Raw genomic sequence first — 12,704 nt, 5'->3', positions numbered from 1 at the left:
GGTGGATTGCAACCTTTTTTCAAGGAGGAATGGAAAAATGAATTGGGAAGCTGAAGTAATACGAAAAAAAGACGACTTAATTCAGGACACACAATCTTTTTTACAAATTGAAAGTGTCCTTGATGAAGAAGGCGGCAAAGAAGGAAAGCCATTTGGTGAAAAAGTCGATGATGCCCTGCAGTATATGCTGAAAAAAGGGGAAGACGAAGGCTTCACAGTCAAGAATGTCGACGGCTATGCAGGTCATATTGAATACGGGGAAGGCGAAGACATTGTAGGTGTGCTCTGTCATGTGGACGTGGTGCCTGCTGGCGACGGCTGGACAACCCCGCCATTTTCAGCTGACATCAGAGAAAATAAAATCTTTGCACGCGGAGCTATTGATGACAAAGGCCCAACCATGGCGGCATTTTATGCGCTGAAGATCTTAAAAGATACTGGTTTGCAGCTGTCGAAAAAAATTCGAATGATCATTGGAACAGATGAAGAAAGCGATTGGCGCTGTGTGGACCATTATTTCAAGCATGAGGCGATGCCGCAAATCGGATTTGCACCAGACGCCGATTTTCCGATTATTCATGCGGAAAAAGGGATTATTGATGCCACCCTGTCATTTACATATCAACAAACAGCGAATCATCAGCGCTATACGCTGAAGCAATTTACATCGGGTATGAGGCTCAATATGGTGCCAGATGAGGCAGCTGCTATTGTGACTGCTGCACAGGAACACGATGCTGAATTAATAAAAACAGCTTTCGAAGCCTATCTTGCTGATCACCAATTATCTGGTGAGGTAAAAAGCGCAGTGGATGGACTGCATTTTACATTAAAAGGGGTATCTGTTCATGCCATGGAGCCGGCGCATGGGACAAATGCGGGCATTCATATGGCGAATTTCTTATGCGGACTCGAATTAGATGAGCAGGGACTTGCCTTTACTTCCCAAATCAACGCTTTATTTGATCAGGATACAAGAGGACAAAAGCTGGGAATTGCTTGCAAAGATGAGATTAGTGGAGATTTGACGTTGAATGTTGGGACAATCCGCTATAAACAGAATGAGGAAGCAAAGCTAGGGTTAAATGTCCGCTATCCAGTGACAGCAGACGGCAAGGACGTCAAAAAAGGAATTGAAAGCATCAAAGGTGCGGCTCTTCTAAAATTCGAAGACAGTCCTCCGCATCACGTCTCAAAAGATCATCCGCTTGTGAAAACCTTGCAGCGGGTATATGAGGAACAAACGGGAGATCCTGCAAACCTTATTGCCATTGGGGGAGGAACGTATGCGAGATCTTTAGAAGCAGGCGTTGCCTTCGGACCTTTATTTCCTGGCAGACCAGACTGCGCCCATCAAAAGGATGAATATATTGAAATTGATGACTTACTGAGAGCAACAGCTCTTTATGCACAAGCCATGTATGAATTAGCAAAATAGAAAATGGAAAAGAGAAGAGGGGATTGACAGTGAAAAAAATGTTCTTATGCTCTTCATTCAAAGACAGCTATTCTCTCTTATCTGACTTTGCCGGTGAATCTTTAAAAGGAAAGCGAGTGACTTTCATTCCAACGGCAAGTGCTGTAGAAGAAGTCACGCACTATGTAGAGGCAGCGAAGGAAGCCTTTCAGCAATTAGGGATGCAGATTGAGACTGTGCAGATAGATAAACAGTCCGCTGAAGAGATCGCGCAGATGATCAAACAAAATGATGTGATCTACGTTTCAGGAGGCAACACTTTTTATTTATTGCAGGAGTTAAGAAAGCATCGTTTCGATGACGTGTTGAAAGAAGAAATCAACAACGGCAAGCTGTACATCGGAGAATCTGCGGGGAGTATCATCATGGCGCCAAGCATTGAATATATCTCCCTGATGGATGAACAAAAGAAGGCGCCGGAGCTTTCATCATTTCAAGGTGTCAATGAAATAAGCTGCTATCCAGTACCGCATATGCATAATGCCTATTTAGGCGAGGCTGCGCAGCAAATTACAGAGAAGTATCAGCAGACGCTCGATTTATGTCCGCTTACTGATGAACAGGCTTTACTTATCAGAGGGGAACAGGCTGAGGTGAAATCTGTCAAAATATCTTAACTGTGAAATGAAGAAAAAGGAACAGGGATTCAACGCCCTGTTCCTTTTTTAATCTTGAAAAACATCACTTGATAAGTATCGTTCGCCCGTATCTGCTGTCATACAGATCACAATTTGATCTGCCGGCAATTGCTTGGCTGTTTCAATGGCTGCATAGCAAGCCGCCCCAGAGGATGGGCCTACTAAAATTCCTTCAAGCTTAGCGAGCTGCCGTGTGATGTGATAAGCATCTTCGTCACTTACTTGCACGATGTCATCATAGATGTGCTCGTTTAAAATATGGGGGATAAATCCTGGGCTTGTGCCAACAAGTTTATGCTTCCCAGGTTTCCCGCCAGATAAGACAGGGGAACCCTTAGGCTCTGCCACACGGATGGTTAAATGAGGGAATGCCTTTTTTAATTCCTCTCCAGTTCCTGTAATAGTACCGCCAGTTCCAGCTGTTGCGACAAAGGCTCCAAGGGGCTGTCCAAGTTGTTTCACAGCTTCCATAATTTCGACTGCTGTTGTGCCTCTATGTGCATCTGGGTTCGCTTTATTGTCAAACTGCATGGGAATAAAGCTATGAGGAATTTGAGCAGCCAGTTCCTCAGCCTTGCGGATGCAGCCTGGCATTTTTTCTTCTCCTGGGGTTAAGACGACCTGCGCCCCGTATGCCTTCAAAATATTGATTCTTTCCTTTGTCATCGTATCAGGCATGACAAGGATGGCTTTGTAGCCTCTTGCGGCGGCATTCATGGCTAAACCAATCCCTGTATTCCCGCTCGTAGGCTCAATAATGGTTGCTCCTTTTGTGAGTTTCCCTTGTTTTTCTGCTTCAATGATCATATTGTAAGCCGCGCGGTCTTTTACACTTCCGCTGGGATTAAATGATTCCAGCTTTAAGTAAACAGCCGCCGCATTTTCTGGCTGGAGCCGCTGTAATTTGACAAGCGGTGTATCGCCAATCAGCTCAGCTATATTTTGTGCAACTTTCATCAGATGACACCCTTTCTTCTCATTCCGCATTTCTTTAGTTATACTATCATCAATGGGGATTCGTAAAGTTTGTTAAAAAAGGACAGGTGATATTGTGTCAGAAAACCGTCATTATTTTATAGGGATTCACATCCCTGAACAACTTGCGCATCAAATCAAACAAGACATTGATCAAAGGAGCGGACTGTTCTTTCAAAAATGGACAGCACCACATGATTATCATGTGACCCTTATCTTTTTAGGCGCCATTCCAGAAGAGCGTTTAAAAAAGATCATCCAGCTGCTTGACATCCTTTCAAATGAAGCGTCTGCATTTCCACTAGAGCTGAATGAGGTAGGGCAGTTTGGTGCGAAGGAACGCCCAAGAGTCTTTTTTGCAAAGCCTCATGAAAGTGAGCCGCTCATGCACTTAAGAGAAAAGGTGAAAGAAGCCGTCTTGGCAGCAGGACACCCTGTTGAAAAGAGACCGTTTCATCCGCATATGACGATTGCGCGCAAATGGAATGCGGATGACCCTTATGAAAAGCAAGCACCTTTACGCAAAGAGCCATATGTGATGGAGGTTTCTCGTATCACTTTATTTGAAATACGTCCGAAGGAAACCCCTCGTTATCACGCAATCAGACAATTTAAACTACATAAATGATTCTAGAAGTTGGAGTGAGCAGCAGATGGCGCAAATTATCAAAATTCAAGATTATATATCACGATATGAACAAGACCCGCATCACTATATCAATCAATTCAATCGATTGAAAAAACAAAGATGGGACGAGTTAAAAAAGGCTTCAAAAGAGGAGGCGCAGCAACCGTTTGATCAAATTCCTCAACAAGCGCCAGAACAAGAGGAAGAAAAGAGAAAGAAATTCTCCTTAAAGAGAAAGCAAAAAGAAGCCGATATGAAAAAGGAACGGGACCTGAGTCTTTTTAACGAGCCGACAGATATAGAGCAAGGGGTTTTCAGAAACGTTCCTACCGATGAAACGAAGCTGATTCACTTTTTTAAGGATCATCTCTTTGAAGTGCAATTAAAATGGGCGAGTTCGACGATTTCACATATTTCAACCGTTTCCCATCATATTCGGTATGATGAAAAGCTGCGGATGCTTGCAAGGCAGCTTCCGGATTCTTATTTTGTGATGTACAAGCCGGTGCTGCTCATTCAAAAAGCTGAGATGGAATTATGTCCGATACTCATCACGCCGCTCGAAGTGATCTGTTTATCCTTCTTAGAGGCCGAGCCAGACAGCGTCTATATTGGAACGAAGGAACGTTTTTGGGAAAAACGGGCGACTGGGAAAGCTGTTCAGTCCGTCTTGAATCCTTGTGCAAGCCTTTTGCGCTCTGGCACCGTCGTGTCAAAGATCTTACAGCAGAGTGGTGTAGACCTTCCTGTGAAAAAAATCCTCATCAGCCGAACCTCTTATATTGATTTACCTGAAGTTCCATATGGGATGGAGGTTATCGATAAGAAGAAGGCAGAAGAGTGGTTTGAAAAGCAGCGGAAAAATACGGCGCCGACAAAGCATCAGCAATTTAAGGCGACAAAGGCATTGCTTGCTTATGGTGAATCAGACAGCAAAAGAAGACAGGAATGGCTCGATTAAAGGCATGATGGAAGGTCACGAAAAATGAGACCTGAGTGGAGCTAATATATGAATGAATGGTACTTTATCGTTAATCCAGAAGCAGGACATGGAAAAGGACTCCGCACATGGAGGAGCATAGAGAAAGAATTACAAAAGGTGGAGGTCTCTTATCGATCATTTCTCACCCAGCATGAAGGCCATGCCGAAGTTTTGGCAAGACAAATCAGTGCCATGCAGGATGACAGGCTGAAGCGCTTGATTGTTATTGGCGGTGACGGCACCATTCATGAAGTACTGAATGGCTTAAAGGAAGTCGATCATGTGCAGCTTAGTTTTGTCCCTGCTGGTCATTGGAATGATGCTGCGAAGGGTCTCGGTATCCATCGTCATGATGTCCTAAAAGAAGTGAGAAAGCAAAAGAGAATGCTCACCAAAACATTTTCTCTCGGCTCCTTTCAAGATCATGCCGAAAGTCCGCAATCTGTTCTCTTTCTCAATCATATCGGTGTGGGGTTTGACGCACATGTACTGAGGAAAACGGTGCATTTTAGAGGGAAAAAGTGGCTGAAACGGCTGGGGCTTGGCTTTATCATCTACCCGGTGTCATTTCTCCATTCTTTATGGTCGTTTAAGCCGTTTGATCTTGCATTATTTATTGAAAATGAGAAGAAAGTCTTTCGCCAAGTGTGGTTTGTGATCGTATGTAATCACCCGTATTATGGGGGAGGGCTGGAAGCAGCGCCGGAAGTGAGTGCAAGGCAGCCAGGTTTTCAAACGATGGTTGTCACAGATTTGAATCCATTCAAAGTCCTCTTGTTTCTAAGTGCAATGGTGTTTCGAAAGCACCTTGGGATGAAGGGGGTTACCCTGTTTCAGCATGAGGAAGCGTTTTTAGAAGCAGATGAAAAAATCTTATTTCACGCAGATGGAGAAGTGATCGGCGCAACGCCTGTCTTTGTAAAGGCAAGTGAACGATCCTTAAAATTACGTGCTTAAATAACTTGCGGTATATCCGCAGGCAAAGAACCGTGAAAAAAGCCTTCTTTTTCGTAAGGTTCTTGTCCTGATTTTTTAGTTTTGCTTGACGAGTATAAGAAGGTAACGATAAAATCTATAGGACGGCTATTGTTTAGCATCTCATTCTCAATAGCTGTCCTTTTTGTTTTTATGATCATATAAATAAAAAAGAAACAGCCAATTGATCCTCAATCGGCTGAATTTTGTCGACTAAAAAAGCAAGATTTAAAATATTTTAAGAAATGATGGGTTGAAAATTGATATGAACTGGTTGGGACAAATATTAGGTAGCGAATGGCACATCTCTCCGGCTGGAGGCGCTACGGGAGATGCGTACTTCGCAACACACAATGACCAAAAGCTATTTTTAAAACGCAATACGTCACCGTTTCTTGCGGTTTTGTCAGCTGAAGGCATTGTGCCGAAGCTTGTCTGGACAAAACGGATGGAAAATGGAGATGTGATTACTGCACAGCACTGGCTGAGCGGCAGAGAGCTGAAGCCAAAGGACATGAATGATCGTCCTGTAGCAGAGCAGCTAAGAAAAATTCATACATCAAAAGAATTGCTCGATATGCTGAAACGATTAGAGAAGCACTCTCTAGACCCAGAATCCATTCTGATGCATCTGAAACAGTCCATATTAAACGAGCAAATTGATTCACAAGACATTTCGCGTGCCATCCAGTATTTAGAGAAGCATGTGGAGGCTGTCCATTTTGAGGACAAGGTCGTCTGTCATTGCGATCTCAATCATAATAATTGGCTGCTGACAGATGAAAACCAGCTCTATTTGATCGATTGGGATGGGGCGATGATTGCAGACCCAGCGATTGATCTTGGACCGCTTTTATACCATTATGTTGAGGAAGAGAACTGGGAATGCTGGCTCTCTATGTACGGCGCCCCGCTGACGGACAATTTGCGAAAGCGCATGGCGTGGTACGTGCTCGCTGAAACCGTATCGTTTGTCGTTTGGCATAAACGAAAAGGGAATGAAAAGGCGCAAAAAGAAGTACAAGCGGAGCTAAATGCACTCTTAAAACGGTTAAACATCCATTAAGACAGTGGAATGTTCTCGACCCACTCAGACAGATGTGATTGATGCTCCTCAATATGTGCATCAATTGAACTGACAGAGGTGCCCTTTTGGCTGTAATCATAAATATCTGTTAACAGCTGACGAATGTCAGCATCCAGATCTTCTTTTGCCAGCATTAATTGAATCACGCGTCCCACCTGTTCATATTCTGCAACAGTCCCGCAGCAATCCAGCTGGTGATCGGTTAAAATATCTTTGATTAATTGAAGCTGATGTTGACGGTTTAAACCCATACAAATGCTCCTTTCCTGCGTGTCATTTATGAGGTTAAACTGTGCATTCAGCGTCCAATTTATACATGCGGCAGACCAGCTCAAGCGAAGGGCTGGTCTTTTTATATGGACATAGAGATGCTGTCTTGCGGGTCTTTATGTTTCATGGTATCTTGATAAAATGTAAAGAAAATAGAGGTGTATCAAATTGAGAATGCGACATAAACCATGGGCTGATGATTACTTAGCTGAGAATGCTCATATTGCTTTAGCAAGTCCCGAGCAATATAAAGGGAAATGGCATGAGCTGTTTGGAAATGATCATCCAATCCATATCGAAGTTGGGACAGGGAAAGGGAGCTTTATTGCTGGAATGGGCAAGCTTCATCCTGATATCAACTATATTGGCATTGAATTATTTAAAAGTGTTATTGTGACGGCAGTAGATAAAATCAAAGAGACAGATGTTGAAAATGTAAAGCTTTTGAACATCAATGCTGAGACGCTGACAGATGTGTTTGCGGAAAATGAGATTGACCGGGTGTATTTGAATTTCTCTGATCCGTGGCCAAAAGCAAGACACGAAAAGCGCAGATTGACGTTTAAAACCTTTTTAGAGAGATATGAACATATTCTTCGTCCAGGCGGTGAATTACATTTCAAAACAGATAACCGCGGGTTATTTGAATATTCCTTAAAAAGTTTTTCTGCATATGGTCTTCTTTTAACGTATGTCAGTCTAGATTTACATGAAGACGGCTTAGAAGGAAACGTGATGACTGAATATGAAGAGAAATTCTCGTCTATGGGACAACCGATCTATCGATCAGAAGTCAAATTCCCAGAATAACAAGTGATATCAAGCTGGCTGCAAAGAAAAATGGCAGCCAGCTTTTTTTATGAAAAGATTGGTGCATGCGATTTTTGGCTGTATTTGCTACGATAGAAAAAGGAGGGATGACAGCAATGGAGACAATGAAAATAGGTGAAATGGAACTGTTTTGGTTAAATGGGGGAGATACGCACATGGACGGCGGTGCGATGTTTGGTGTCGTGCCAAAGCCATTATGGTCAAAAAAATACCCGGTAAATGACCGCAATCAAATTGAATTACGATGTGATCCAATTCTTATTCGGTGGAACGGTCTTCATCTGTTAGTGGATTCCGGCATCGGATCAGGGAAGCTGACAGATAAACAAAAACGCAATTACGGCGTGACAGAGGAAACCAAATTGGAAGAATCTCTAGCGGCGCTTGGCCTGCGCCCATCAGATATTGATTACGTATTGATGACACATCTGCACTTTGATCATGCCAGCGGATTAACAAAACGTGAAGGCGATAAGCTCGTGTCTGTTTTTCAGCAGGCAACAATCATCACATCGAAAATCGAATGGGATGAAATGAGAGCGCCGAACATTCGCTCAAGAAATACATATTGGAAAGAAAACTGGGAGGCTGTGGCAGACCAAGTGGTCACATTTGAAGAAAGCATCGAAGTGACAGAAGGCATCGAGCTGCATCATACAGGCGGCCACAGCAATGGTCATAGCATTTTAGTGCTCACAAGTGAGGGTGAAACAGCGATTCATTTAGCTGATATCATGCCAACACATGCTCATAAAAATCCACTTTGGGTTTTGGCATATGATGATTACCCAATGACCTCGATTCCAGCCAAGCAAAAGTGGCAGGCATTTGCAGAAGAAAAAAATGCGTGGTACTTGTTTTATCATGATGCCATTTATCGTGCTGTAAAATGGGACGAAGACGGGCAGATCACACACGAAATCAAAAGAGAAACAGGAAGATAAAAGATCATCTGTATGTTTTTTTCGCCTTTCACACAAAATAACGACAAAATGAACTTGTGAAAGGAAGAGTGCAGGTGAACCAATTTTATCGTGTACATGGTGATGTGATCGAAACACCATTAAGAGGGATGGAAGTCATGTCAGTCCCTTATTTAAACAAAGGGGTTGCATTTACAAAGGAAGAGCGGGAGGAGCTCGGGTTAAAGGGATTTCTTCCGCCTAAGGTCTTAACCTTAGAGGATCAGGCAAAGCGTGCATATGAGCAGTTCAAGGCACAGCCGGATGATCTAGGGAAAAATGTGTATTTAACATCACTTCATGATAGAAATGAAGTGCTTTTTTACAAATTACTTAATGAGCACTTGGCGGAAATGCTTCCAATTGTCTACACGCCGACTGTAGGAACGGCAATTCAGCGTTATAGCCATGAGTATCGAAAGCCAAGAGGGCTCTATTTATCGATTGATGATCTGGAAGGCATGGAGGAGATTTTTGCCTCTTATGGTGTCGATGAATCAATCGACTTAATCGTTGCAACTGATGCAGAAGGCATTTTAGGTATTGGAGACTGGGGCGTTGGCGGGATTGCCATTTCAGTTGGGAAACTTGCTGTTTATACAGCTGCAGCAGGCATTGATCCCAGCCGCGTGCTGGCAGTAGTGCTTGATGCCGGAACGAACCAGGAAAGTCTCTTGAATGATCCGCTTTATGTTGGAAATCAGCACTCCCGCGTTCGAGGAGAGCGCTATGATCAGTTCATTGATCAATATGTCGAGCTTGCCCGCGCTACTTTCCCAAACGCCCTCCTTCACTGGGAAGACTTTGGGACAAAGAATGCCCGTGCGATATTGGAAAAATATAAGGATCGTATTTGTACATTTAACGATGACATTCAAGGGACTGGCGCCGTTTCACTTGCTGCAGTGCTAGCATGTGCAAAAGCTTCGAAAGTTCCGCTGAAAGATCACCGTATTGTTATTTTTGGAGCGGGTACGGCAGGTATTGGCATAGCCGAGCAAATCCGTGATGCGATCGTCAGAGACGGAGTCAAAGAAGAGGAGTCCTACGATCATTTCTGGTGTATTGATAAAACGGGGCTGCTCACAGATGATTCACCTGACATTCAGCCATTTCAAAAGCCGTATGCAAGACGTTCTGACGAAGTAAAGGATTATGCCCGTAATGGTCCAAAGCATTCGATTGATCTATTAGAGGTCGTCAAGCAGGCGAAACCAACAATCTTAATTGGCACCTCGACGGTCGGAGGCGCTTTTACAGAGGAAATTGTAAAAGAAATGGCGTCACACGTGGAGCGCCCTGCGATTTTACCGATGTCGAATCCGACCCCTCTTTCAGAAGCAAAGCCGCAAGATCTGATCGAGTGGACTGAAGGACGCGCCCTTGTGACAACGGGAAGTCCATTTGCTCCTGTCGAGTATGGCGGTGTCACATATGAAATTGGACAAGCGAATAATGCCCTTGTCTTCCCAGGACTTGGTCTAGGCACAATTGTGTCAAAAGCCAGGTTGATGACAGACAGTATGTTTGTTGCGAGTGCTGAAGCCATTGCAAGCATGGTCAATGTTGGGAAGCCGGGTGCAGCGATGCTGCCAAGTGTCGATCAGCTTCGAACCGTTTCAGCGACAGTGGCCGTCCGTGTGGCGCAGGCAGCAATTGATGAAGGAATAGCAGAAGAAACGCCTGATGATCTTATTCAGGCTGTGCAGGACGCTATGTGGCATCCTGTGTACAAAAAAATCAAAGCCATATAAAAAAAGCTTCGCAAGGACACGTCTTTGCGAAGCTTTCTTGATCAAGCAACAGAATCAATGACATCCACGATCATGCCAGTTTTGGCATCAATCATCACTTCATACTGTTCAAGCTCGCCAAAGGCAGAGCGGGTAATGCCAGATTTGTACACATCAATCGTTTCACCATTTACGGTATACGGTTCTGGTACAGTATAAATCCAAGAGCCATCAATAGGGCCGCGCTGTTTAAAAGCAGATTTCACAATTTTTAATGCTTTTTCAGATGAAATATACGTAGGGAAAAATACTTTCTTTGCAACAATTGCAGCGGCTACGCCAATACTCGCACCAATCAGAACATGTTTTAACTTCAACGTGCTGCACCTCCGTATTGCTGTTTTTTCCATTATACAAAACTTGTCCATTGATGTTAAGGAATCCGAATACTTGAAAGCATATTCAAAATTTCTGGAGAGATACTTGGAAAACCGAAAGAATTCTTATAGTATAAAGTGAGTGTTATTTTTATAGGAATATATATGGTCATTACATAGAAACGAGGTAAACTGTAGAATGAACGAAGAAACATTGTCGCTTTTCCGAAATTTAACAGAATTACAGGGAACTCCAGGAAATGAGCACCATGTGCGTGCTTTTATGAAAAAGGAACTTGAGAAATATTCTGATGAACTCATTCAAGACCGTCTTGGCGGAGTGTTTGGCGTACGCAAGGGGCAGGAAAACGCACCGAAAATTATGGTAGCGGGTCATATGGATGAAGTAGGATTCATGGTCTCATCAATTACGAAAAACGGGATGATTCGTTTTCAAACACTTGGCGGCTGGTGGAGTCAAGTCATGCTGGCGCAGCGTGTGGACGTCCATACCGATCACGGGCCAATTCCTGGTGTCGTCTCTAGTACACCTCCTCACCTTCTGACGCCAGAACAAAAAAGCAAGCCTGTGAAGCCGTCAGATATGCTCATTGATATTGGTGCAGACAGTGAAGAAGAGGCAAAAGAGCTTGGCGTTCGTCCAGGACAGCAAATCGTTCCTGCAACGGTTTTTACCCCAATGGCGAATCCAAAAAAGATTTTAGCGAAGGCTTGGGATAACCGCTATGGCTGCGGCCTTGCAATTGAATTATTAAAAGAATTAAAAGACGAAACACTTTCATGTCAGCTGTACTCAGGAGCAACTGTTCAAGAGGAAGTAGGGCTTAGAGGGGCTGAGGTAGCTGCGAATATGATTCAGCCAGATCTTTTCTTCGCTTTAGATGCGAGTCCTGCAAACGATGTGACAGGTGACAAAACACAGTTCGGCCAGCTTGGAAAAGGTGCACTTCTGCGTATTTTTGATCGGACAATGATTACGCACCGCGGAATGAGAGACTTTGTGCTTGATACTGCTGAGACAAACAACATTCCATATCAATATTTCGTATCACCGGGTGGTACGGACGCTGGACGTGTTCATATTTCAAACCAAGGTGTGCCTTCTGCTGTCATTGGGGTTTGCGCACGCTACATTCATACAAGTCATTCTGTTTTGCATGTGGATGATTACGCAGCGGCTAAAGAGTTAATTGTCCGCCTTGTCAAAAATTGTGATCAAAGTACAGTGGATACTATTTACCAACAAGTATAAATGTGATAGAAAAAGGCTGCTTCTTCAATGAAAGCAGCCTTTTTTCTTATTGCTGTTCAAACACATAAGATAACGCCTTGATCGCTTGGTTTACGGTCTCCACAGTGATATTTGCTTTGTTTGAGAGTTCCTTTAACGGATGGTGCAGCTCTTTTGGACGGATTAAAATAAGAGGTTTCCCTTTTGCAATCGCAGCAGATGCATCCATGGCTGTGTTCCACTGTTTATATTTCTCACCAAAGCGTGCAATGACGACATCTGCTTTGTTTAATAAAATTTCAGTACGAAAATTGTTCAAATCAGACGCTGCATCATCTTTGAAAATGGCATTCGGCTGCTCACCTAAAATATCCTCACCGATGTTATCTGAGCGGTCATGATTCTCCATTGGACCGACAAATGTCACCGGAAGCTTCAAAGATTGGCTTTTTTCCTTGATTTCATCACGCCACTGGCTATGAATTTCTCCAGCTAAATAAACAGTTAATTGCATAAC

The 12,704-nt window shown here is 43.5% G+C and carries 14 protein-coding genes; 10 read left to right on the top strand and 4 right to left on the bottom strand.

The genetic code is table 11. From position 1 onward, the window contains the following. Positions 1-37: 37 nt before the first annotated feature. Both pepV and NSU11_RS13980 read left to right on the top strand, forming a co-directional pair. The gene (gene pepV, locus NSU11_RS13985; protein WP_342493639.1) at positions 38-1,438 is read left to right on the top strand and encodes a dipeptidase PepV; all 1,401 of its coding nucleotides are present in this window, start codon (positions 38-40) and stop codon (positions 1,436-1,438) included. A 29-nt stretch (positions 1,439-1,467) separates the two neighbouring features. Continuing rightward, entirely contained in the window at positions 1,468-2,094 is a 627-nt protein-coding gene (locus NSU11_RS13980; RefSeq protein ID WP_149126369.1) for a Type 1 glutamine amidotransferase-like domain-containing protein, read from the top strand. A 48-nt stretch (positions 2,095-2,142) separates the two neighbouring features. Here the strand turns inward: NSU11_RS13980 and cysK are convergent, their stop codons facing one another. Beyond that, the gene (cysK, locus tag NSU11_RS13975; RefSeq protein WP_171464619.1) at positions 2,143-3,075 is read right to left on the bottom strand and encodes a cysteine synthase A; all 933 of its coding nucleotides are present in this window, start codon (positions 3,073-3,075) and stop codon (positions 2,143-2,145) included. Positions 3,076-3,166: 91 nt separating this feature from the next. Here cysK and thpR point away from each other — a divergent pair, with 91 nt between their 5' ends. The 4 genes from thpR (at position 3,167) to NSU11_RS13955 (ending at position 6,741) form a co-directional block, all read left to right on the top strand. Next, positions 3,167-3,718: an RNA 2',3'-cyclic phosphodiesterase gene (thpR, locus tag NSU11_RS13970; RefSeq protein ID WP_149126371.1), complete on the top strand. Its 552-nt coding sequence runs from the start codon at positions 3,167-3,169 to the stop codon at positions 3,716-3,718. Between the two features lie 25 nt (positions 3,719-3,743). Further along, positions 3,744-4,679: a hypothetical protein gene (locus NSU11_RS13965; RefSeq protein WP_024424870.1), complete on the top strand. Its 936-nt coding sequence runs from the start codon at positions 3,744-3,746 to the stop codon at positions 4,677-4,679. 48 nt (positions 4,680-4,727) lie between these two features. Continuing rightward, complete coding sequence (locus tag NSU11_RS13960; protein WP_149126372.1) at positions 4,728-5,657, top strand: YegS/Rv2252/BmrU family lipid kinase; 930 nt, start codon at positions 4,728-4,730, stop codon at positions 5,655-5,657. A 283-nt stretch (positions 5,658-5,940) separates the two neighbouring features. Then, positions 5,941-6,741, top strand: coding sequence for a phosphotransferase family protein (locus tag NSU11_RS13955; RefSeq protein ID WP_171464584.1), 801 nt, complete (start codon positions 5,941-5,943; stop codon positions 6,739-6,741). Here NSU11_RS13955 and NSU11_RS13950 read toward each other — a convergent pair. After that, positions 6,738-7,013 (bottom strand): YtzH-like family protein, encoded by a 276-nt coding sequence (locus NSU11_RS13950; protein ID WP_024424867.1) that lies wholly within the window; start codon positions 7,011-7,013, stop codon positions 6,738-6,740. The genes NSU11_RS13955 and NSU11_RS13950 overlap by 4 nt on opposite strands. Positions 7,014-7,200: 187 nt before the next feature. On the opposite strand from NSU11_RS13950, the gene trmB reads away from it, so the two are divergent. From trmB to NSU11_RS13935, 3 genes are all read left to right on the top strand, one after another. Next, positions 7,201-7,842 (top strand): tRNA (guanosine(46)-N7)-methyltransferase TrmB, encoded by a 642-nt coding sequence (trmB, locus tag NSU11_RS13945; protein ID WP_024424866.1) that lies wholly within the window; start codon positions 7,201-7,203, stop codon positions 7,840-7,842. A gap of 116 nt (positions 7,843-7,958) precedes the next feature. Next, on the top strand, positions 7,959-8,807 hold the full coding sequence (locus tag NSU11_RS13940) for an MBL fold metallo-hydrolase (RefSeq protein WP_342493638.1): 849 nt from the start codon (positions 7,959-7,961) through the stop codon (positions 8,805-8,807). A 74-nt stretch (positions 8,808-8,881) separates the two neighbouring features. Beyond that, positions 8,882-10,579: an NAD-dependent malic enzyme gene (locus tag NSU11_RS13935; RefSeq protein ID WP_073207028.1), complete on the top strand. Its 1,698-nt coding sequence runs from the start codon at positions 8,882-8,884 to the stop codon at positions 10,577-10,579. Positions 10,580-10,620: 41 nt separating this feature from the next. On the opposite strand, the gene NSU11_RS13930 is transcribed toward NSU11_RS13935, so the two are convergent. Next, entirely contained in the window at positions 10,621-10,935 is a 315-nt protein-coding gene (locus NSU11_RS13930) for a PepSY domain-containing protein (protein WP_003217759.1), read from the bottom strand. Positions 10,936-11,134: 199 nt separating this feature from the next. Between NSU11_RS13930 and NSU11_RS13925 the strand changes: the two genes are divergently transcribed. Further along, the gene (locus NSU11_RS13925; RefSeq protein WP_024426183.1) at positions 11,135-12,208 is read left to right on the top strand and encodes a M42 family metallopeptidase; all 1,074 of its coding nucleotides are present in this window, start codon (positions 11,135-11,137) and stop codon (positions 12,206-12,208) included. Positions 12,209-12,254: 46 nt separating this feature from the next. On the opposite strand, the gene NSU11_RS13920 is transcribed toward NSU11_RS13925, so the two are convergent. Continuing rightward, entirely contained in the window at positions 12,255-12,701 is a 447-nt protein-coding gene (locus NSU11_RS13920; protein ID WP_024426182.1) for a YtoQ family protein, read from the bottom strand. Positions 12,702-12,704 lie beyond the last annotated feature (3 nt).

Origin of the sequence: Bacillus sp. FSL R5-0712 (genome assembly GCF_038593285.1) — a bacterium.
Taxonomy (GTDB): domain Bacteria; phylum Bacillota; class Bacilli; order Bacillales; family Bacillaceae; genus Bacillus; species Bacillus safensis.
Note: the sequence above shows the minus strand (reverse complement) of the source record. Positions and strands in the feature narration are given on the sequence as shown.

Excerpts from the sequence above, each read along its gene's own strand:
- pepV (WP_342493639.1), top strand. The coding sequence starts at position 38 with ATGAATTGGGAAGCTGAAGTAATACGAAAAAAAGACGACTTAATTCAG.
- NSU11_RS13965 (WP_024424870.1), top strand. The coding sequence starts at position 3,744 with ATGGCGCAAATTATCAAAATTCAAGATTATATATCACGATATGAACAA.
- NSU11_RS13960 (WP_149126372.1), top strand. The coding sequence starts at position 4,728 with ATGAATGAATGGTACTTTATCGTTAATCCAGAAGCAGGACATGGAAAA.
- NSU11_RS13955 (WP_171464584.1), top strand. The coding sequence starts at position 5,941 with ATGAACTGGTTGGGACAAATATTAGGTAGCGAATGGCACATCTCTCCG.
- NSU11_RS13950 (WP_024424867.1), bottom strand. The coding sequence starts at position 7,013 with ATGGGTTTAAACCGTCAACATCAGCTTCAATTAATCAAAGATATTTTA.
- NSU11_RS13940 (WP_342493638.1), top strand. The coding sequence starts at position 7,959 with ATGGAGACAATGAAAATAGGTGAAATGGAACTGTTTTGGTTAAATGGG.
- NSU11_RS13925 (WP_024426183.1), top strand. The coding sequence starts at position 11,135 with ATGAACGAAGAAACATTGTCGCTTTTCCGAAATTTAACAGAATTACAG.
- NSU11_RS13920 (WP_024426182.1), bottom strand. The coding sequence starts at position 12,701 with ATGCAATTAACTGTTTATTTAGCTGGAGAAATTCATAGCCAGTGGCGT.